General features: G+C 47.3%; 18 protein-coding genes. 7 read left to right on the top strand and 11 right to left on the bottom strand.

Annotation, left to right across the window (positions count from 1 at the left end; all coding sequences use genetic code 11):
- Positions 1-72 precede the first annotated feature (72 nt).
- The 3 genes from tkt (at position 73) to cobA (ending at position 5,347) form a co-directional block, all read left to right on the top strand.
- The gene (gene tkt / locus GO755_RS31145; protein ID WP_157589345.1) at positions 73-2,118 is read left to right on the top strand and encodes a transketolase; all 2,046 of its coding nucleotides are present in this window, start codon (positions 73-75) and stop codon (positions 2,116-2,118) included.
- 249 nt (positions 2,119-2,367) lie between these two features.
- Positions 2,368-4,518: a nitrite/sulfite reductase gene (locus GO755_RS31140; protein ID WP_157589344.1), complete on the top strand. Its 2,151-nt coding sequence runs from the start codon at positions 2,368-2,370 to the stop codon at positions 4,516-4,518.
- Positions 4,519-4,585: 67 nt separating this feature from the next.
- Positions 4,586-5,347, top strand: a complete 762-nt coding sequence (gene cobA / locus GO755_RS31135; RefSeq protein ID WP_157589343.1) for a uroporphyrinogen-III C-methyltransferase — start codon at positions 4,586-4,588, stop codon at positions 5,345-5,347.
- A 99-nt stretch (positions 5,348-5,446) separates the two neighbouring features.
- Here the strand turns inward: cobA and hisS are convergent, their stop codons facing one another.
- Positions 5,447-6,811, bottom strand: a complete 1,365-nt coding sequence (hisS, locus tag GO755_RS31130; RefSeq protein WP_157589342.1) for a histidine--tRNA ligase — start codon at positions 6,809-6,811, stop codon at positions 5,447-5,449.
- Between the two features lie 166 nt (positions 6,812-6,977).
- Here hisS and GO755_RS41065 point away from each other — a divergent pair, with 166 nt between their 5' ends.
- Entirely contained in the window at positions 6,978-7,133 is a 156-nt protein-coding gene (locus GO755_RS41065) for a hypothetical protein (protein ID WP_198174992.1), read from the top strand.
- Positions 7,134-7,158: 25 nt separating this feature from the next.
- On the opposite strand, the gene GO755_RS31125 is transcribed toward GO755_RS41065, so the two are convergent.
- The 6 genes from GO755_RS31125 to GO755_RS31100 form a co-directional block, all read right to left on the bottom strand.
- Positions 7,159-7,515 (bottom strand): hypothetical protein, encoded by a 357-nt coding sequence (locus tag GO755_RS31125; RefSeq protein ID WP_157589341.1) that lies wholly within the window; start codon positions 7,513-7,515, stop codon positions 7,159-7,161.
- Between the two features lie 113 nt (positions 7,516-7,628).
- On the bottom strand, positions 7,629-8,636 hold the full coding sequence (locus GO755_RS31120; RefSeq protein ID WP_157589340.1) for a glycosyltransferase: 1,008 nt from the start codon (positions 8,634-8,636) through the stop codon (positions 7,629-7,631).
- 76 nt (positions 8,637-8,712) lie between these two features.
- Positions 8,713-10,008, bottom strand: coding sequence for a glutamate-1-semialdehyde 2,1-aminomutase (hemL, locus tag GO755_RS31115; RefSeq protein WP_157589339.1), 1,296 nt, complete (start codon positions 10,006-10,008; stop codon positions 8,713-8,715).
- A 42-nt stretch (positions 10,009-10,050) separates the two neighbouring features.
- On the bottom strand, positions 10,051-11,826 hold the full coding sequence (locus tag GO755_RS31110) for an ABC transporter substrate-binding protein (RefSeq protein ID WP_157589338.1): 1,776 nt from the start codon (positions 11,824-11,826) through the stop codon (positions 10,051-10,053).
- A gap of 129 nt (positions 11,827-11,955) precedes the next feature.
- A complete protein-coding gene (yidC, locus tag GO755_RS31105) occupies positions 11,956-13,809 on the bottom strand; it encodes a membrane protein insertase YidC (protein ID WP_157589337.1) in 1,854 nt (617 codons plus the stop codon).
- A gap of 117 nt (positions 13,810-13,926) precedes the next feature.
- On the bottom strand, positions 13,927-15,624 hold the full coding sequence (locus GO755_RS31100) for a CTP synthase (RefSeq protein ID WP_157589336.1): 1,698 nt from the start codon (positions 15,622-15,624) through the stop codon (positions 13,927-13,929).
- A gap of 203 nt (positions 15,625-15,827) precedes the next feature.
- Between GO755_RS31100 and GO755_RS31095 the strand changes: the two genes are divergently transcribed.
- The 3 genes from GO755_RS31095 (at position 15,828) to GO755_RS31085 (ending at position 16,846) form a co-directional block, all read left to right on the top strand.
- A complete protein-coding gene (locus GO755_RS31095) occupies positions 15,828-16,295 on the top strand; it encodes a GNAT family N-acetyltransferase (RefSeq protein WP_157589335.1) in 468 nt (155 codons plus the stop codon).
- Between the two features lie 91 nt (positions 16,296-16,386).
- Complete coding sequence (locus GO755_RS31090) at positions 16,387-16,620, top strand: DUF4160 domain-containing protein (RefSeq protein ID WP_157589334.1); 234 nt, start codon at positions 16,387-16,389, stop codon at positions 16,618-16,620.
- Positions 16,604-16,846, top strand: coding sequence for a DUF2442 domain-containing protein (locus GO755_RS31085; protein WP_157589333.1), 243 nt, complete (start codon positions 16,604-16,606; stop codon positions 16,844-16,846). Before GO755_RS31090 ends, GO755_RS31085 begins: the two co-directional genes overlap by 17 nt.
- 65 nt (positions 16,847-16,911) lie before the next feature.
- Here the strand turns inward: GO755_RS31085 and GO755_RS31080 are convergent, their stop codons facing one another.
- The 4 genes from GO755_RS31080 to lpxK all read right to left on the bottom strand — a co-directional run bounded on the left by GO755_RS31080 (position 16,912) and on the right by lpxK (position 22,568).
- Positions 16,912-17,553 carry a gluconate 2-dehydrogenase subunit 3 family protein gene (locus tag GO755_RS31080; protein ID WP_157589332.1) on the bottom strand — a complete coding sequence of 214 codons (642 nt, stop codon included), beginning with the start codon at positions 17,551-17,553 and terminating at the stop codon, positions 16,912-16,914.
- Between the two features lie 5 nt (positions 17,554-17,558).
- Positions 17,559-19,307, bottom strand: coding sequence for a GMC oxidoreductase (locus GO755_RS31075; protein ID WP_157589331.1), 1,749 nt, complete (start codon positions 19,305-19,307; stop codon positions 17,559-17,561).
- Positions 19,308-19,422: 115 nt separating this feature from the next.
- Entirely contained in the window at positions 19,423-21,441 is a 2,019-nt protein-coding gene (locus tag GO755_RS31070; protein WP_157589330.1) for a putative porin, read from the bottom strand.
- Between the two features lie 62 nt (positions 21,442-21,503).
- Entirely contained in the window at positions 21,504-22,568 is a 1,065-nt protein-coding gene (gene lpxK, locus GO755_RS31065; RefSeq protein ID WP_157589329.1) for a tetraacyldisaccharide 4'-kinase, read from the bottom strand.
- Positions 22,569-22,601: the final 33 nt, after the last annotated feature.

Below are 22,601 nucleotides of genomic sequence, written 5' to 3'. Positions count from 1 at the left end.
AAGATCAGCCTATTAACAGGATGGAGTTCATCCATTTAGAGCTATTGTTTTATCATCTGATTCGCGTTTGTTATGACTAACAATTCGGTTGACCTCGACCAACTTAGCATCAATACCATTCGACTCTTGTCGGTAGATGCTGTCCAGAAAGCAAATTCCGGGCATCCTGGCTTACCGCTGGGAGCCGCTCCCATGGCGTATGTGCTCTGGTCGCGTTTTTTGCGTTTCAATCCGAAGGACCCGCATTGGCCTGACCGGGATCGATTCGTATTATCGGCAGGCCATGGCTCTGCCCTACTCTATAGCCTTTTACACCTCTATGGCTATGACCTCTCGCTCAATGATCTGAAGCATTTTCGGCAGATTCATTCCAAAACACCCGGTCACCCTGAATCGAATCTGACACCTGGTGTCGAAGTGACTACGGGTCCATTAGGGCAGGGATTCGCGAATGGAGTCGGTATGGCGATGGCAGAAGCCTTTCTAGCGGCTACCTATAATCAGAAGGGTCATTCGGTCGTAGATCACTATACGTATTCCATTGTCAGTGATGGCGATTTAATGGAAGGGATAGCGTCAGAAGCGGCTTCTCTGGCAGGGCACCTGAAGCTTGGAAAACTCATTTACCTCTACGATGATAACCTGATTTCCCTCGATGGACCAACGGATCTGGCGTTTACCGAAGATCGAATGGCTCGTTTCGATGCATATGGCTGGCACACCCAACACGTAACGGATGGCAATAATCTGGATGCAATTGATGCAGCTATCCGGCTCGCTCAGGCCGAAACGGAGCGCCCGTCGATTATTGCCGTGCGCACCATTATTGGTTACGGCAGTCCGCAGCAAGGAACCAGCAAAGTGCACGGAAGCCCGTTAGGGGAAGAAAATGTGCGAAAAACCAAAGAATTTTTCGGTTGGGACCCCGATAAATCGTTTGTCATACCCGACGAAGTAAAGGAGTACCTGCTCGAAGCCGGACAACGGGGAGCCGAACGACAAGCCGACTGGAAAAAGCGGTTTGATACCTATAAGAAACAGTTTGCTGACAAAGCCGACGACTTCAGTCGATCTTTTTCAGGCAAACTCCCTACCGATTGGGAAGCCGATATGCCTCTGTTTACTCCGGCCGATGGCCCGCTAGCTACCCGGCAGGCCTCCGGGAAAGCCCTCGAAGCCTTGAAAAAGCGAGTCCCGTTCCTCTTTGGCGGCTCGGCAGATTTGGCTTCGTCCAACGAAATGCCAACCAAAGGGGATGTTAGTTTCCAGCCGGGTCATTACGAAAACTCAAATATCTGGTTTGGCGTACGCGAACACGCCATGGGAGCTGCCCTTAACGGCATGGCACAACATGGCGGAATTCATCCGTACGGCGGCACCTTCTTAAATTTTTCGGATTACATGCGGGGAGCCATCCGACTAACCGCCCTAGCCGAATCCTCGGTCACGTTCGTTTTTACCCACGACAGTATCGGTTTGGGCGAAGACGGACCAACGCACCAGCCCGTTGAGCAATATGTCTCGTTGCGAACGATTCCCAACATCATCGTTCTCCGCCCTGCTGATGCCAATGAAACGATCGAAGCATGGCGTGTAGCGATGAAACAGCCCAAAACTCCCGTCCTATTGCTGCTTTCCCGGCAAAAACTACCCGTACTTGACCAGACAAAATACGGTTCAGCGCGGGGCCTCGAGAAAGGAGCGTACATTCTTAGTGAGTGCGAAGGCATTCCTCAGCTTATTCTGATTGCAACAGGATCTGAAGTATCATTGGTGATGGAAGCGCAGACGGAGCTAAAAAAGCAGGGGATTCGGGCTCGCGTGGTTAGTATGCCCTCCTGGGAATTGTTCGAGCAGCAGGACAAAACCTATCAGCATCAGGTCTTGCCTCCCACTATCCGCAAGCGATTGGCCGTTGAAGTGGGCTCCCCCATCGGCTGGCACAAATACGTTACAGACGAAGGAACTACCATCAGCATGAACCGCTTCGGCCTATCGGGACCAGGTGAAGAAGTGATGGCCTACTTTGGTTTCACCGTCGAAAACGTAGTGAAACAGGCAAAAGCGGTGTTAAAAGGGCAACCGGAAGGTGTGGAGAAGAAAGAGCTTCTCTCCTAAGCTTATTACAATCACAGGTAAGCGCATCGATGCACTTACCTGTGATTGTATTGAACTGATGCGTTTTTCTCAACCAGATTAAAGAACTCATACTATAACCATTACTTATCGACCATAACCAGAAGTTGGGCAATACAAGAACTTAATGAGAATCGAATGGCTTTATATTTGTATATAAATAAGACGCCGGAAGAATCTGGCGTTTCGTTTTAAGAAATTAAGCTATTAAATCTATAGACAATACTCACTATGTCTATCCAGCTCACTGACAATGTAAGTACAGCCGCCCAGCGCGATATCCTCGATCTCGCTCAGAAAATTGGGTCGTTTCAACAAGGCGATATAGCCGATGAAGCGTTCCGGAAATTCCGGCTTACGCGGGGTGTGTACGGCCAACGACAACCGGGTGTACAGATGATTCGGATCAAACTGCCCCACGGACGTATCACCGCCGATCAACTTATTCGCATCGCCGACCTGTCGGACAAGTACGCGACAGGGAACCTGCACGCGACGACCCGGCAGGATATCCAGTTGCACTTTGTCAAACTGGCCGATTCTCCCCAGTTGTGGGCTGATCTGGAAGATGCGGGTATCACGTTGAAAGAAGCTTGTGGCAACACGGTTCGGAATGTAACTGGTTCAGCACGAGCTGGTGTTGATCCACTGGAGCCTTTTGATATTACTCCCTATGCCCACGCCATTTTTGACTATTTCCTGCGCAATCCGATTTGTCAGGATATGGGCCGTAAGTTCAAAATTTCGCTTTCATCGAGTGAAAAAGACTCTGCTTATGGCTATATGCATGATGTAGGTCTGGTCGCTCGTACGCAGGATGGTAAACGGGGCTTTAAAGTTATGTTGGGCGGTGGTTTGGGGGCGCAACCATTTTCCGCGCAAACTGCCTTTGAATTTCTGGAAGAAGACCAAGTGATTCCCTTCATTGAAGGCGTCATTCGTGTATTTGATCGCTACGGTGAACGTCAGAAGCGACATAAAGCCCGCATGAAATACCTGCTCAACGACATTGGGCTAGACGAACTGCTCCGTCGAATCGCCGAGGAAACGCCAGCGCTTCGGGTAAAATCATATGACGTCAGTGAGGATTCAGGCAATATGCTGTTTGCCGAACCACCAGTCCCGCGTCCTGATGCTCCTGCTCCGAGTCTTATTGCAGGTAACGACCACTTTGATCGTTGGCTGAAAACCAACGTTTTCGAGCAAAAGCAAGCCGGTTGGTACGCGGTACAACTCCGGGTTTTATTGGGGGATATGCATTCCGATACGGCTCGCGCATTAGCACAGATCGTAAAACGATACGCAGCCGATGATATTCGGGTAACGGTCAATCAGGGTTATTTGCTCCGCTTTATCAAGCCCGAAGACTTACCAGCTATTTATGAGGCTCTCCATGCACTAGGGTTAGCCGACCCCGGTTTCGATACGACGGCGGATATTACGACCTGCCCCGGCACGGATACCTGTAATCTGGCTATTTCGAGCAGCTACGGTATCACACGGGCTCTGGAAACAATGATGCACGACGAATTTCCGGATCTTGTCTTCAACGACGATATCAAAATCAAGATTTCGGGTTGTATGAATGGCTGTGGTCAGCACTCGGTGGCCAACATTGGCTATCATGGTTCATCGCTCAAAAACGGAGCTTACGTATTACCCGCCTTGCAGGTGTTGCTGGGTGGTGGTTTCAATGGAAAAGGTGAAGGGCTGATTGCCGATAAAGTCATCAAAATTCCAGCGAAACGCGGCCCCGATTCACTGCGGTATTTACTCCGTGATTTCGAAGCGAATACGTTCGACGGAGAATATTACAGCGACTACTATGCACGGCAGGGGAAAAATCATTTCTATCAGTTACTGAAACCACTGGCCGATCTCAAAACACTCGTCGATAGTGATTACATTGACTGGGATCATACCGAACAATACGTAACGGAAGTGGGTATCGGCGAGTGCGCCAGTGTACTGATCGACCTTGTGGCAACAACCCTGACCGAAGCCAGCGAAAAACTAGGCTGGGCACGGGAAGCACTTTCGGAAAGTCGCTGGTCGGATGCGCTTTACCATACCTATAATGTATTCATTACGGGTGCCAGAGCAGCCTTGATGAGCCGTGACATACCAACTAATACGCAACACGGCATTGTCAACGATTTTGATAAAACCTTTGTTGGCACTCCTGATTTCCATCAGGAAGAAGGTGAATTTAAAGCGCTGGTATTTAGCATCAACAAACAGGAACCGTCGGAAGAATTCGCCCGCCGGTTTATCGCTCAGGGAGAAGCGTTCTTACAGGCTGTTCAAGCCTACCGCGAAATCCAGATCGAACAGGAAGGCTTACCTGAGTTGCAGGCATTAACCCAGGCGCAGGATAGTTAAATTTATGTATGATGTATGATATAGGATGTATTCTCACTATATCATACATCCTATATCATACATCATAATGAAGCTTACTCTCGTAGGAGCGGGTCCGGGTGATCCGGATCTGATAACTGTAAAGGGAATTAAGGCATTACAACAGGCTGATGTGGTCATGTATGATGCGCTTGTTCACCCTGATTTGCTCGATTATTGCCGTCCTGATACCCTAAAGGTATATGTTGGCAAACGCCGGGGAGCCTATTCGTGTGTCCAGGAGGACATCAATCCCCTGATTGTGCATTATGCGCGACAATATGGGCATGTTGTGCGACTGAAGGGTGGCGATTCGTTCATATTCGGGCGGGGTTATGAAGAAGTTGACTATGCTCGTCAGCACGGTATTGAAGCACATGTCGTACCAGGCTTGTCCAGCAGTTATGCTGTACCCGCATCGGCTGGGATTCCGCTAACTACGCGGGGCATTTCTGAAAGTTTCTGGGTGGTTACGGGAACGACTAAAGCTGGACAACTCTCGGCTGATTTACAACTAGCCGCGCAGTCCACAGCAACAGTCGTGATACTGATGGGTATGCACAAGTTACCTGAAATTATGGCTGTTTTCGCAGAATGCGGTAAAACCGATACACCCGTTGCGATTATTCAGAATGGTACCCTGATCGACCAGCAACTTGTGATTGGGAATGTGGGAACCATTAACGAGAAAGTTGCCGAATCTGGCATCAGTAATCCGGCAATTATTGTAATCGGCGAGGTAGCGGCCTTGACGCAAATGGATTTACAATCTGCTCTAAATGCAGCCACGAATAAAATTGAGGTCGAATAGATACTTTTAACGTTGTTTTTGTCATTCCGACGCAGGAGGAATCTCAAGCTCTAGTATTAGTCAAGCTTGAGATTCCTCCTGCGTCGGAATGACAAAAAATTACTGTATTAACTGCAGAATCTCTTCCACGGTCGCCCTTTTCTGTTCGCCGGTAATCATATTCCTTAACGACAGCATCCCTGTTTGCACTTCTTCCGAGCCAATCAGCACCACATACGGGATTGCTTTAGCATTGGCATAATCAAGCATCTTCTTCACTTTCGTCAGGTCAGGATACACTTCTGACGCGACATTGGCATCCCGAAGTTTGCTCAATAAAGGTAGCGCTACCGTGCGTGCCTCCGAATCAAATGGTACGATGAGCACCTGTGTTCCCTGACCCGCACTGGCCGGAAACAGGTTCAACTCCTCCATAACATCATAAATCCGGTCTACACCAAACGAAATACCCACGCCCGACAAGCCCGGCATACCGAATGCACCAGTCAGGTTATCATAACGGCCTCCCCCGCTGACGCTGCCAATACTTACCCCGTTCGCTTTTACTTCGAAAATGGCTCCCGTATAATAAGAAAGGCCTCGGGCTAGTGTTGGATCTACCTCAACCCGACTGTCTACTAAGCCATATTGGCTCACTAATTGAAGTGTTTCTTTAAGCTCAGCAATACCTTGCTGCGCTGTTTCAGAAGCTGTAAGCCAGGTTTGAAGTTGTTCTAATACCTGATCTGGATTCTGATTACTGAACGTGAAGATTGGGTCCAGGCTGGCAACGGCAGTTTCAGAAAACCCGCGTTCACCAAGCTCATCCAATACTTTCTCTTTGCCGATCTTATCCAGTTTATCAATAGCAACCGACAATAGCCCTTCCTGTCCTGGCGCACCAATTACTTCAGCAATACCCGCAAGAATCTTCCTATTATTGATTTTCAGTGTGAAATCCAGAACACCCAGATTTCGAAACACTTCATGAATCATCAAAACAATCTCGGCCTCACAAAGCAGGGAATCTGTTCCAACCACATCGGCATCACACTGATAAAACTCCCGATAGCGGCCTTTTTGCGGCCGGTCGGCACGCCAGACGGGTTGCATCTGATAGCGTTTAAACGGCATAGTCAGCGCGTTCCGATTCATGACAACGTAACGGGCAAAAGGAACCGTCAGGTCGTAGCGGAGGCCTTTTTCGGCAATTTTCGGAGTAAGTTTCTTTGAGCCACTTTGGAGATCAGTATCGGTCAGACCAGCAGCAAAATCACCTGAGTTGAGTAGTTTGAATAACAGTTGATCTCCCTCGTCACCGTACTTGCCCGTTAGCGTCGACAGGTTTTCCATCGATGGTGTCTCAAGCGGCTGGAAGCCAAAACGTTGAAATGTTTGACGAATTGTATTGAATATAAAAAGCCGTTTGCGCATCTGCTCCGGGCCAAAGTCACGAGTGCCTTTTGGTAATGTGGGTTTTTGCATGGCGCAAAATTAAGTAACAGGAGTGCATGATTGATAGGTTTTATCTAATCTTAACAAGTAATCGTAAGCTGGTAGTATAAAAATCCTGCTAATCCTGTTAATCCTGTCAGAAAAAACCGTATTTTTGCACCTTGATTTTGAACTGATACGTTAAAAAGATACAATCATGGGAGTTACTGAATTAAAGCGTAAGGCTCGCCGGAACCGCGCTATTGCCAACAATAAAACCAATGCCATTAAGCAATTGCTGCGTAAGCCAACGATCAAGAATGTAGATGTAGAAGCCATCAAGGCATCGTTCGCAGATAAGAAAGCCGCTTAAGCGATTAACAAACGCCTAGCGTCAGTCATTTAACCTCGCCCCTAGCTGGCGAGGTTTTGCGTTTTTGGAGAATGCGGGTCAATTCACGATCCCGCTTTTTGAGTTCCCGACGTACAAACCGACGGTAATCTAATTGAGCCCGATAGCGAACAGCCTGCCCAAATAACAAGAGCCCTCCGTTGACCAGGATCAGGCTATATGCTCCCCACAGAAACCACTGCCGAAATGGAGCCCCTGTCTGATGTGCCTCTGCTGCTACACTAAATACACACAAGCCCACGCTAAACAACAACAAACCAAGAGGAGCTATAATCAGGCCCTTCGTTCGGGTGCTCATGCGTTTCACTAATCGTTGACCGGGTGGTTTAGCAAGCTTGGCCATAGGTATTCGTCATTCAGGAGAGTTTAGTAGATAACGTTCAATAAGCCAATTTCGTTACGATTGACTCAGCGTGGGCCCAATATATGGTAAAATGAATTATCTAACCCACTTTCTCAGGACGGATACTCAATACTGGCACCGGTTTCCCGAAACTGTTTCGGCTCCCAAAAGCGCTTCCAGCTTTCACTGATAAAGCCTACACCATAACCGGTCAACTGGACAAAAGCCGCTTCGACACTCAGTAGACCAACTTTAATACTTTTTTCTTTTCGGGTAGCATCAATCAAAATGAGAATCGCTAAGAGGAGGACTGTACCTATTGCTAAACTGAATAGTACTGGACTAATCAACGCCCAGATCGGTATTGACACCAGAAACAGAGTGAATGCTGCCGGAAATGTATGAACGAGTTTTAGTTCGCTGGGGTAATACCGGGAGATGTTAATACGGGCACGGCCAAAGAATCGGAGCTGTCGAAAAAACTGACCAAAATTCGTCCGGCGTTTGTGGTAGATAAAGGCGTCGGGAATTAGCCCCGTTGTAAATCCATTTTCAATAATTCGAATAGCAAATTCGATATCCTCCCCCATTCGGCTCAATTTATATCCTCCAATCGTCTCCCAGACCTTACGTGACAAACCCATGTTAAAACTGCGGGGATGGTAGGTACCACCCAGGTTTTTCTTACTTCCCCGAATTCCCCCCGTTGTAAAAACGGAGGTCATAGAATAGCTAATGGCTTTCTGAATGGGCGTAAAATCGGGGTGGGCCGCATCTGGGCCGCCATAAGCGTCTAACCAGGATTGATTGAGTCGTTCATTAACAACTGCAAAATAATGAGATGGAATCAGCGCATCCGAATCAAAAATGACGAAATAATCGCCTTTAGCCTGCTCAAAGCCGTAGTTCCGTGTAAAACCCTGCCCAGAATTTTCTTTAAAAAAATACCGTATAGCGAGTAGGTTGGAGAACTCTGCTACGACTCCATCCGCTTTTAGTTTAGAGCCATCCTCTACGACGATTACCTCAAAATTAGTATACGTCTGTTTTGTCAGACTACTCAGCAATTCGCGTAGTTCGTCGGGGCGATTGAAAACGGGTATGATGATGGAGAAGAACATTTCTTGAATGATGAATGATGAATGATGAATGATGAATGATGAATGATTGCCTATCGACAAAATCATTCATCATTTATCATTCACCTTTATTCATTGCTTCGATTAAACTTTCTTCATTTGCCAGAATCACCTGATCTACTAACTCATCCGTTAAGGCAACAGACATAAACAGGCTCTCAAATTGCGATGGGGCCAAATATACGCCCCGCTTGAGCATGGCATGGAAATACCGTCCAAATAACGGTAAGTCACAGGTCTTAGCATCGATGAAGTTCGATACAGGCCGCTCGGTCATGAACATTGTAAACATCGACCCAATATGATTGATGGTGTAATTCAGGCCAGCCTTCACCAAACCAGCCCGGAAACCCGTTGTCAACTTCTCCCCAATTTCCTCTAGGCGTGTATAGACTTCCGGATGTTCATTTAGGTAGTGTAACATGGCTAACCCGGCCGACATGGCAATTGGATTACCGGATAATGTACCTGCCTGGTAAACTGGTCCAGCGGGCGACACCATGTTCATGATATCGGCACGCCCACCGTAGGCACCAACGGGCATACCTCCACCAATAATTTTCCCCATCGTAGTCAGATCGGGCACTATACCAAACCGCTCCTGTGCTCCGCCTTTCGCTAGACGGAAACCTGTCATGACTTCGTCGAAAATCAGGACGACACCGTGCTTATTACATAGCGAGCGAATACCTTCCAGGAAACCGGGTTCGGGCAATACGCAGCCCATATTTCCCACCACAGGCTCCAGAATGACAGCAGCGACCTGATTATGGTTATTATCCAGCAACGCTTCTACGGCCGCCAGATCATTGAAGGGAGCGGTTAGCGTATCGGCTGCGGTGGCTTTCGTGACACCTGGACTATCCGGGACACCCATTGTCATAGCACCACTTCCGGCGGCTATTAAAAACGAGTCGCCATGGCCGTGATAACAACCTTCAAATTTGATGATTTTGTCGCGATTGGTAAATCCCCGTGCAACCCGAATAGCGGCCATAGTAGCCTCTGTACCAGAATTGACCATCCGAACCTTCTCAACAGAAGGCACCATTGTTGTAATCAATTCGGCCATTTCGACCTCTTTACGGGTTGGCGCCCCAAATGAAAATGAGTGCTGAATCGCATCCCGAACCGCCTTCTCAACAGGCTCAAAAGCATGGCCTAAAATCATGGGACCCCATGAATTAATCAGTTCGATATATTGTCGGCCGTCCTCGTCATAGAGGTAAGGACCTTTGGCCGATTTCATAAAAAGTGGCGTACCGCCTACCGACCGAAACGCCCGAACGGGTGAGTTTACCCCTCCAGGAATCAGCGTTTTAGCCTTTTCGAATAACTGTTCGCTCGTTGTCATTTTTAGTGGAGTGAGTGGAGTAAGTATAACCAACTCACTCCACTAATTTACTTTAACCAATCGGCCATCTTCGTATTTTACGATCGGTACGATTTGGTTTTCGTTTGTTTGTGTATAGTCGAAGCCCGACAGTAAATAATCGTCGGTGTCGGAGTGCAGGTTACTTCGGGTACGGGTCTGTAGGCCATTTTTCGCCAGTTGACGCCCGAAAAAAAGCATCATATCATACCCTTCGCTGGCAAACACAGATGGAATTGTGTTACGCTTGGCAACATACTGTTCCTGAAAGGCGACGACCGGCTCGCGCGATGTATCAATGAAATCGGGGTACAGTAAATATAAATCCCGGCGATTGAAGGTTGAGCCTGCATTCCGGTAGAAATCAAAAGCTGAAGCCGTCGTCACCACAGGTGCACTCACCTTCCGGCGACTCAGAGCGTCAAGCATTTGTGCACCATCATCTTCGTTGCTACTAGCAAAGAACACATGCCCTAAATTGATTGTTGCCGTCGCATTGACTGGTCGCGTTGCCGTCGGCTTTTCAGTAAGTTTCATAGCATCAGCCATAGATTGTGCCGTACCACTTACTTTTCGAAAATCAACAATTGTATAGTTCTGCTGTTTCAGCTCATTTTGATAGGTCATAGCCAACAGTGAATCTTTTCGGGATGTACCAAAATAAATGGCCGCCCGACGGCTCCCGTTCAGACTACGAATATAATCGGCCACTTTCTTCGCCTGTTGATTCATCGACGGCTGTGCCATAAATGACAAGGGTTGATTCGCCACTAATTCGCTACTCGTCGCAATTGGATTCAGAAGCACGATATTATTTTGGTTGGCATACGCTGAAGCAATCCGGTTGGGCTCTATATAAAGTGGGCCGATAATCAGATCGGTTTGGGCAAAAGCCGGACTATTAACTAGTTCCAGTGTTTTATTCGCATCATTTTCCAAATCGTACGCAAATACATTGACCGTAATCCCTTCTTCCTGTAGCCTGGTCTTGGCCATTTTAATGCCGTCGTACAGATCATATACGTATTGATTAGTCCGCCGTTTATCGGCGTTGAACTCATCGAGCCGGAAAGGAAACATTACGGCAATGTTATAATATCCTTTCGCACGAGAACTACGAGTTGGAGCCATAATTGGCGCTGTTGACTGATTGGCCGTTCCTGCAGCGGCTGTTGTGCTCGGCTGAGTAGCTGCCACGCCCGGCACACCAAATCGATTCGTTAGTCGGTCCGATAGTTCCAGATCATCTTTATCGCTGGCTGTTCGCTGAATCAGGTCGATTAATGTCAATCCAATAACTCGATCATTCGGAAAGTCCTTATTGAGTTGTTTCAGGCGATTCAGATCAGTGATACGAGGCAGAAAATTCTGTTCAAGTTTTGTAATGTCTGGACGAAAAGCAGGATCACTGATTTGTTGAATCACCGTTAGGGCTTCTTCATACTGTCCTAGTTCCATAGAAACGGCAGCGAGCAGATAATTGGCATCATTTAGCTTACTCCAGTCTGGAAAATATTCCAGCAACTGTTTAAGCATCAGTCGGGATTGTGCAAAATTTTTCTGCCGGAACGCAGCGATGGCGTAATAATAGCTGGCATAGGGAGCTAGTGGACCACGCTGTTGAATCAGCCCATTCAGGTCGGTTTTAGCCCGCTCGTAATCGCCAGTCTGAACCAGCTTTACCGCTGCGTTATAGCGTCTCTGAGCCTCAGGTGCGATCTGAGCTGTAGCCTTCTGTCGGTTCAGCAACCAGAGCAGGCAAACAACCCACAGTGTATACCAACTCGATTTAACATTCATGTTTTTTGGGTTAAGGCAAAAAGCAACGCCTTCGCGTTGCTTTTGAATAGTGAAGAGTTAAGAATAAAAAGTGATGAATACAGCTACATGGCATTTTTGTATTTATCACTTTTCACTATTCATTCTTAACTATTTTTTAGACTTGGCTTTCTTCTGCGCTTCTTCAGCCTGTTTACGGGCTTCATCGGCAGCTGCCAGTTGCCGTTGTAACAGCGCCTGAAATCCACCGGGTTTCTTGCCCTGACCAGCTGCATTTTTCCGGCGATTTTCGTCCAATACTGCTTTTATTTTATCCTCGTCAACAAACCGACGAATGAGCTGTTGCTGGGTGATCGTGACGATGTTCGACACAAAGTAATAGAACGTCAGACCAGCTGGATAGGAATTCAGTACGAACATAAACATCAACGGGAATACGTAGCTGAGTGCTTTCATATTCACTGGCCCCGGTTGCGTTGGCGTCGTCTGGTTGTTGTAATAAGCGTACGCGATCGACGATGCAGTCATCAGCACGGTGAACAAACTCAAGTGACTCCCTACAAATGGAATAGCAGGAAACTTAATGAACGCATCGTAGGTCGAGAGGTCACTCGCCCATAAGAACGATTTCTGCCGCAGTTCAATCAGGTTCGGGAAAAGCATGAACAGCGCAAACAGGATCGGCATGGTAGCCAGCACGGGAACACAACCACTCAGCGGGCTAACGCCCACTTCCTGATAGAGTTTCATCTGCTCTGACTGCTGCTTGGCCATATCGTCTCCAACACGCTCCTTCATCTCATTCAACTCTGGCTGTAAAACCCGCATTTTAGCCATACTGACGTACGACTTGTAGGTTAACGGTGTTAGAATTAGCTTTACAAACACCACAAGCGCAATAATCAGTAGTCCGTAATTCGAGATAAACTTCTCGAAGTAGTTGAAGACCGGCACAAAGAAATACTTATTGATTGGCTTCAGTACTGAATAGCCTAAGTACACATTGCGATCAAATTCCGGGGCTACACTGCCCAGCAATTGAAAATCATTCGGACCGTAAAAGAGTTTGTACTGGCCCTTGCCCGCTTTTACATCTGCCATCGACAGGCTCACATCAGCGATTGCCGTTTTGACGACACTGCTATCACCAGGATCTACCAGTGTTTTAAAATTCGCCTTGGTTAATGGCGCATTCTTGGCAACAAAACCTGATAGGAAATACTTGTGCTTCACAGTAAACCACTGGACCGGCTCTTCAACCGTTGTTTCCTGGTTGCTTTCGCCTTCGGTCAGGTTCTGAAAATTCTCGTCGGCAGTGAGGTAGTTGATAGTAGCAGCGCGACGGTTATTGCTCAGGTCATTTTCGTACTGCCGCATCTTATCTTCCCAGAAGAATCGGATGTTATCGTTAGTAACCGTATTGCTCAGGCCATTCAGTTTCAGGTCATAGTCCAGAACATATCCTCCGGCAGGGATTGTATAAATCTGCTCGACTGACTGACCAGGTGCTACCTCTGCCCGAAAAACCAGTTGCTGTGGTTGACCGCTTACCGTACTGTTTTGAGCCGTTGTCTGGTAATACAGTTTGTGTAAATCGATTTTACCCTGATTAGTGGATAGCTCCAATAGTGTTTTGCTACTTTGCTCGTCGATTAGCACCAGAGGCTTCTGATCATAGGTTTTGTAGTTTTTCAGAACTACCTCCTTCACCTGGCCACCTAACGTACTGAATGTAACTTTGATATCTTTATTCTCAACAACAATATCCCGGCCTTCACCGGTAGCGGCTGAAGCAAAATCACCAAACTGCGCCTTAGCGGCAGCAGAATCGAGCGGTTGCTCAGCCTTATTAATAGCAGCCTCGGCGCCGGATACGGAATTCGGTTTAGTGGTTATTGTTGTTTGAGCCGGTTTCTTCTCAGGCGCGGGTTTTGGTACCAGTAGCTGGTAGCCGACCAGCATCGCCAGAATCAGGACAATGCCAATTAGTTGATTACGATCCATTCTATAGTTATAAGTCAGTAAGTAGCAAGTGATAAGTTTTTGCAAGTGCTTCTTACACTTACAACTTCAGAACTTATCACTTACTACTTAAATGCAAAATTACGTCAATCCGGCTGCTTAATCAACCGCATCGACAGTTTCTACATGGGCGGTTGTTGTAGATACAGGCTCGGCTCTTTTTTGCTGACTATAGGTAAGTGCAGCCTTCACAAATTTGACGAACAGCGGATGCGGATTTAATACTGTGCTTTTTAGCTCAGGGTGAAACTGAACCCCTACATACCAGGGGTGAATTTCTTTCGCTAATTCAACAACTTCAACTAAACCAGTTTCGGGGTTAATCCCCGTTGGGCGAAGGCCCGCCTGTTCAAAAGCGACTAAATAGTCATTATTAAACTCATACCGGTGCCGATGCCGTTCGCTAATCTGTGTCTTGCCATAAATCTGGTGTGCCAGCGAATCGCGTTTGAGTTTGCAGACATAAGCACCCAGTCGCATTGTACCCCCTTTATCAGTCACACTTTTTTGTTCCTCCATCATACTGATAACTGGATTAGCCGTATGTGGTTCCATCTCGGTCGAGTGGGCGTCTTCAATACCCATCACGTTCCGGGCATATTCGATCACAGCCATCTGCATACCTAAGCATATTCCCAGAAACGGAATACCCTTTTCGCGAACAAACCGTACTGCATTGATTTTCCCATCAATACCACGTTCACCAAAACCAGGAGCGACCAATACACCATCCAGTTGGCTCAACACTTCAGCACAATGGTGTTCATCCACCAGTGTTTCGGACTGAATCCACTCCAACTGGACTTTACATTCGTTCGTAGCGCCTGCATGAATGAATGCCTCAGCAATTGATTTATAGGCATCATGTAATTCAACATATTTGCCTACTAAGCCAATACGAATGGTATCACCCGGATTTTTGAGTCGCCCCAAAAATGCCTTCCAGACATCCAGATCAGCATCTTTGTCGTTGTACAAGTCCAGCATGTATAACGCCCGTTGATCAAGTCGTTCCTTTTGCATGAGCAAAGGAACATCATAGATCGTTTCGGCATCAATGGCTTCGATCACTGAACTCACCTGAACGTTGCAGAACTGCGCGATTTTCCGGCGAATATCCTGCGGAAGTGGGTGTTCAGTACGACAGGCGATAATATCGGGTTGAACGCCATTTTCAAGCAGCATCCGAACGGAGTGCTGTGTAGGTTTGGTTTTCAACTCCCCTGCCGATTGCAGATAAGGTACCAGCGTGAGGTGAATGACGAGGGTGTCTTTTTCACCCAGTTCAAACTTCAACTGCCGAACGGCTTCCACAAATGGCAGCGATTCGATGTCGCCCACACAGCCGCCTATTTCAGTAATGACGATGTCATATTCGCCCGTTTCACCCAGAAGTCGGATATTTCGTTTGATTTCGTCGGTGATATGGGGCACAACCTGCACCGTTTTACCAAGGAAATCGCCCCGGCGTTCGCGGGTGATAACGTTGTTGTAGATTCGCCCTGTGGTAATGTTGTTAGCCTGCGAAGTTGGTCGATTCAGGAACCGCTCGTAGTGTCCAAGGTCGAGGTCAGTTTCTGCTCCATCGTCGGTGACGTAGCATTCGCCGTGTTCGTAAGGATTAAGAGTACCGGGGTCAATATTGATATACGGATCGAACTTCTGGATCGTTACCGTAAGCCCCCTGGATTGAAGCAATTTAGCCAGCGAAGAAGCAATAATGCCCTTGCCTAATGATGAAGTTACTCCGCCAGTAACAAAGATGTATTTCGCGGATTTTGGTCCCGTAGCCGCCATGATTGAAACCTGTTTAGGTCGTTACGGGATGTAAAGGTACTAGAAAAAAGGCGGAATGAGCGGTAAGATGCCGTAAAAAGTTAGCGTATTTTGCTTAACCAGTTGGTCATCAGTTACCTGTTTATCGAATTTTTATTTTGTAACCTATAAAGGAATTTAAATTTATAATTTCCTTATTAAAGTTTTTGTCACCTGGCAATTTTATGAACCACAAATTAACGTTTAGACTAGCCACTGAGAACGATTTAGTCACCATCATTAAACTACTCGCCGACGATGCGCTGGGTGCCTTACGAGAAAACATAGAACTACCTCTGTCAGAGAACTATACAAGGGCGTTTACTCGCATTTCAAATGATGCTAATCAGGAATTAACGGTCGGTGAAATAAATGGCGAAATCGTGGGAACGTTTCATTTGACATTTATTCAATATCTGACTCACCAGGGAAGTTTGCGAGCTCAAATTGAAGCCGTACGGGTGCATTCTGCTTACCGTGGTCAAGGAATCGGGACAAAATTATTCACTTATGCAATCGACCGCGCCAGGGAAAAAGGCTGCAATATGGTGCAGTTGACAACGGATAAAAAACGACCCAAGGCTATCCAATTCTATGAAACACTGGGTTTCGTAGCCACGCATGAGGGTATGAAGCTGAAGTTGGGCTACTAAGCAAATTCAAAATGAGGTAAGACATCGGCATTTATAAACCAAATAAATTAATTAGACACAAAAAAGTAGTTATTTTGCGACTAAAACTGAAATGCCCACTATACTCCGAATAGGTGGAATCCGTTTCTTCTTTTATAGCAAGGAAGGCACTGAACCAGCTCATATACATGTAGAACAAGCTGATAATGTTGCTAAATTCTGGCTGGATCCAGTTGAGTTAGAATCTTCTTATGGATTTTCAGCAAAAGAGATAAATCAAATCCGTAAATTAGTTGTGGAATATCAAGCAACATTCTTACAAGCCTGGCATGACTACTTTAACTAGTAAAGTCGAAACTGTTTTTGCCACCGCTGTGTGGTTCGACGACAGCAAACTATATGTTCGACTAGCCGATGGTCGAGAGGTTGGCGTACCAATTGACTGGTATCCACGCTTGCGGGATGCTTCACAAGAAGACCTCAATAATTGGCGCTTCATTGGTCGAGGACAGGGTATTCATTGGGAAGCCCTTGATGAAGATTTATCCGTAGCAAGTTTCCTACGCTCTTAATTGCTTGAAAAACGCAAAATGGCCTCTCCCGATAGGAGAGGCCATTTTGCGTTTGACTTCACTTATTACTCCTTCCAGGCATCTATCTCGCGTTGTTCGTAGGCGAGTCCGTATTGTTTCAGAACATCGTCAGGCACCCCGTTCCATTGGTTCGGCACGTTTCCGACATACCCTAGATCTTTGATACCAATCTGGCTGGTATAAAAACCCGACGCGGTCATGTTTCGCATCATCGAGAAAAACGAAGCACCCTGTGTCATGTCAGGAGTGGCTTTGCTGGGGTAAGCAATTTGCTCCACCATATCGATCTGTTGCGCTTTGGTGCAGAGCACAAACGGCTTACCATACCGTTTCACACAGGTGTTGTCGAGCCATTTAATGCCACCGCGCATAGGCGTTTGATTTCTTGGCTGATCTTTCATCATAAACTCGATGAATGCCGGTACACCCGCCTGCGAAGCACTCCCCGACCGTTCATCGGCAGGAATGATAATGTCCGACAACACGGTAACAGTTTGCAGTTCATGGGGCGTAAAAAACTTCTCGGCCATGAGTTTAGCATCGCGCTCGGCTTCATGCTTTTGCCGCCCGCCCGGAATTTTCAGTGGTTTCGGATCAGGTGGCGCAGGAACAGCAGCTTCAACAGGATTAACAGCTAAACCAAAGCTGGCGAGCGATAGCGTTTTTAAGGAATCTCTGCGTTTCATATCGATTAAATATTTTTCTTTTTGACTTCATCAATCAAATATTCACTGGTACGCATGGAGCTGGCCAGAATCGTCCAGGTTACGTTTTTATCGCCCTGCGAAACGAACGGAGCCGCATCAACGACAAACAGGTTTTTCACGTCGTGAGCCTGCTGCCATTTGTTCAGAGCCGATTTTTGAGGATCATTGCCCATCCGAACTGTACCTACTTCGTGAATGATTTTCCCTGGAGCTTCCAGACCATAGTTGTTCTCAGGACCGGGTTTATTTCCTAGAGGAGTACCACCCATCGAATGAATAATTTCTTCGAAGGTATCCTGCATGTGTTTAGCCTGCTTTATCTCATTCTCAGACCATTTGTAATGGAATCGTAAGGTTGGAATACCGTATTTGTCAACGGAATTCGGATCGATTTCACAGTAGTTACTTTCGAGCGGAATGGGTTCACCACGGCCAGCCATACCAATGTAGGCCCCGTAGAACCGGCGATAATCGTCTTTCAGACCTGCGCCATAACCACCGCCGGTCTTCATTTTCCCATCCCGACCGGGGAACCGACCGTTCATGTTCTCGATGCCACCACCAAAGCCGTAGCCAGGCATTCCCATACCGCCACCGTACTCGATGTGGTAGCCCCGTGGGAAATCCAGTTTCTTGTTATCGAGCCACCAGGGGGTGAATACGTGCATACCACCCACGCCATCTTCGTTGTAGCGCTTGCGATCCATCAGAGCCGGAACAAAACCCGAGCGGCTGGCTCCAGTCGAGTCATTCAGGTATTTACCAATTACGCCACTGCTATTCGCCAGACCGTTCGGGAAACGGGACGATTTTGAATTAAGTAAAAGTCGGGCCGTTTCGCAGGTACTGGCGCTAAGGATAACGGACTTTGCCTTAATAGTCACTTCCTGCAACGTGCGGGTGTCAACGTAGCTTACACCCGTCGCAAGCCCCGTTTTGGGATCAGTTAAGACTTCACGAGCCATAGCCCCGTTAATGAGTGTTACATTTCCGGTTTTAACGGCAGGAATACAAAGCACCGACGAGGATGAGAAGTCGGCATAGGCCTGACAGGCCCGACCGCACTGGCTGCAATAGAAGCAGGAACCCCGCTCTTTGTTGATGGGCTTCGTCAGGATGCTTAAGCGCGATGGAATAACCGGAATACCAATACTCTTCGCTCCTTTCCGAAGCATCAGTTCATGCAAGCGGGGTTTAGGCGGTGGCAGGAAGTGGCCGTTCGGTTCATTTGGAAAATCGGTCTCTATCGAACCAAATACCCCAATCATCTTGTCAACACGGTCGTAGAATGGCTTGATGTCGTCGTAGGTGATTGGCCAGTCGTCGCCGATCCCAGTAAGGGAACGACGTCGGAAATCGTCGGGACCGAATCGCATAGAAATACGTCCCCAGTGATTGGTACGTCCGCCCAGCATCCGGGAACGGAACCAGTAGAATTCGGTACCCTGTTTAGCAGAATACGGTTCACCTTCAATATCCCAACCACCCCAGGCAGCGTCAAAATCGCCGAACGCACGCGTCGTACTAGCCCCACGTCGGGGCGATTCCCAGGGCCATTTCAATTGGGTAATGTATTTGGGATCGGCTGGGTCAAAATAACCGCCCGCTTCTAACAACGCGACTTTTGCCCCAGCTTTCGCCAGTGTATAAGCCGCCATACCACCCCCAGCCCCTGAGCCAACGATGACTACATCATATTGGGTGGGTGCTTTTTGAATCTGAAATGGATCCATGCAGAAAATAGAAAGATTTATCGGTTTTGTCGAGACAAATAACTCGATTATAGTATTAAAAGCAACTGAGCATTAAAATTACCCTAAAGTATTACGAAGAAGCAGGCATTTCGGGCTAGTCAAACAAATACCAGTCGACACCAAAAGAGAAACCCCGGCGCATTTGCAGGAAACCAGGCGCCACAAAATAGCCCGCCTGTGGTAAGCCCTGATTAGCATGGGTAAGTTTTACAAACAATCTCGTTCGATTAATGCGCAGGTTGGCATACAAATCTGCTAGAATAGCTCCTTCTACTTTCTCCGTACTTTGAAGATAAAACTGCTGGGTGACAGGCATGTAAGCATCTGCGTAATAGGGCGATTTATAGTGCAAATCGATCCCGGTCTGAATATAGAGGACTTTGGCGTAGAGAAACTCGTATTGAAGGCGGGTATTCATGAAAAATGGGGGTATGTGCAACACGTCTGTATTGGATTGAACCGTGTAATACCCCTGACCCGAAATCAGAAATTTGCCAAATTGAAAATGATACCCTAAGCCAGTCCGCAGGACACTGAATGAGCCATCTACTTGCTGTGGAGTCGCTTTGTTATCAAAATAAATATAGTTCGACAGCAGGTAGTAATCCAGACTTGGCTCGATTCGAAGTTGTTTGTAATGCAGATTTAACTTGCCATAGGCATGGTTGTAAATCGGTAAGCTGAAGTTATTCCGCCAGAAAAAAATCATGCTCTGGTACCGCTCCTGCATCAGCGTTGGGTTGGTCGAAATCGACGAGTAGCCCGCCGTTAGAAATTTACTTTCAAGCTCTCCCTTAATTCGATACAGCAGATTTCCTTTTGTGTTGGCACCAAATTCAGCTTCAGCCGTCACTCTGGACAAGCTGTCGGGTAAATAATAGCCGAGCCAGCCCCCCAAAAACGTTTCGAGCCGTGAGGTTGTATAGTCATTAAAACTCGTTCGGGACTCATTATAGTGGGTAGACTGATTGTAATTCCGAACGCGGAGATAGGCTCGGTAGTTGAAGGAAGAACCTCTATACTGGGCACTTCCCTTGATACCAAACTGGTTTTCCAGCAAACTGTAGCGATTTAGCTGAAATATTCGCGATGTATCACCCAGGATTGACGGGTAAAAGCGGAGCGTATCGCCTGTAGTCGGGGAGACAATTGATTGATTCAATTTCAGGGTATCATCCTGATAAAAATTCTTATGAGACTGATAATCAAAGCGATGATAGAGTTGAAAACCTTTATTCAGTACATATTGATGATACACGTGCCAGTCGTTATGGATTTCCCAGCCATGTGGCCCGTGCACCGACGTACTGCCGCTGCGTAATCGGGAGTCACCGGTATAGTTGTAAATGATAGGCTGCAAATCGATGGTTTGCCCAGGCAATACGCCACCCTGCTCATCGAGACTATGGTTCATGTTGTTAAAATGAGCCAATAGTGTGTATTTGTCGTTTTTCGAACGGTAGTTGGTATGCAACACGACCGCCCAGTTCTGCGCCAGTAATTTATACGTATCGTTCGTACCGGTAGTGCCAAATACCTTCTGAGACGTGAATCGCTGAACATTAAAACCCACATTCCAGCGGGGATTGATATTTTGGGCCATGTCGAAGCGCAAAATATTCTGACTGTTTCCGCCCAGAGCAATGTACATGTCGGTGTAGGGCGACTTAGTATTAAAATATTTTACGTCTTTGGTTTGGTAGGCATAGGGATTAAACACGTAATAGCCCGACTGCGCTCCCAGCTGCTGGGGAATTTGTAGAAATACTGGGCGGATTGGCGTGCCGAGAGTGCCCAGATCCTGGTATAAATTCTGACTCCGCTGTACATAGGTGAACCGATGAACTTCGTCCATGGTCGTATCTAACGTGTAGAGTTTCTGACGATTGTTTAACACATCATCCTCCAACACATAGCGTGTCGATTTAGGGCCATAGATAACTTTTGTTGAGTCGTCGATGATTCCAGTGCCCTTATTACCTGTAGTGGATGCAGGCATTGTTTGCCGTCCACCGAAACTATTCGGAAACCCACCGGGCATTTGACCCGTCTGCGCCCAGCCCCTAAGCAACAGGGCCAGCATAAAAAATAAAACAAGAAGACTCCGATTCATTAGGTCAAAAGTACGCCAAAACGCCGGACAGCCGAAAATTCGATTGAACGTACGCTCAGTATTTAACGATTTTTAAGTGCATTAGCCTCCAGAAATTGCATAAAATCGGGCTCCTGCCCAGGCAAGAACTGTACTGCCACAGGCAGGTAAAATAAGGGTAAGTTTAGTCGTTCCTCCAGACTGAGCAGGGCATCGAGTTTTACCCAGTCTTTTTCTGTAGTCAGCAAAGCGGCAGCAGGCGGTAGTACGGCCAGAATTTCGTCGAGGTCAGCCCTTGTATAAACATAATGATCGGCAAACCGGACATGTCTACTCAGCCGAAACGTTCGCTGAACATACCGCTCGAGTGGATCGGCATTGGCCAGCCCCGATACCAGCACCACGTCACGTAGATTAGTCGCTGGCTGGTGCATTGCGAACGACATAGGCTCACTATAGGTCAATCCGGCAAAAAAAATGGGGGTTTCCGGGCGGGTATACTTTCGAATTCGATTAGCAATACGTTGCTGCTCTGTAGTCCATAAATTCGTCGGGCACTTGGTAACAACCACAACATCGGCCCGCCTGGCCCCTTTTCGTCGTTCACGTAATCGTCCGGCAGGAAACGGATAATCCGTATAAAACGGGCGACTGTAATCCATTAACAAAATGCTTAAGTGTGGATCAACAGCCCGGTGCTGGAAGGCATCATCAAGCAGAATTCGGTCTGTTTCCGGGTGGAGTGACTGTAACGTTTGAATGGCTTCGACCCGTCGTTCGCCAACGCAAACCCGGACCTGCGGGCTAAATTTACGGTAAAGCTGAAGTGGCTCATCGCCTATCGTACTGGCTGTGTCGGCATCGGTAGCAATCCTAAACCCCCGGGTGTGCCGACCATACCCCCGACTCAATGTAGCCGTCTCTCCAGCCTTATTTGTCACTAAAAAAGCATACCGTTTAATCAAAAATTCAATCATGGGTGTTTTCCCAGTACCGCCAACTGTTAAATTACCTACACTTATGGAGTAAACAGAAACACGACTTGACGTCAATAAGTGTCTATCAAAGAGCCAATTACGGATACCTGTAAGTAGTCCATAGAGTCCACTGAGTGGCAGGAGTAGCCATTTAACGATCAAAGGTTTCATTAATATTTTCGTAATATTGCCCGGTTGAGCATC

Origin of the sequence: Spirosoma arboris, assembly GCF_009754945.1 — a bacterium.
Lineage (GTDB): Bacteria > Bacteroidota > Bacteroidia > Cytophagales > Spirosomataceae > Spirosoma > Spirosoma arboris.
Note: the sequence above shows the minus strand (reverse complement) of the source record. Positions and strands in the feature narration are given on the sequence as shown.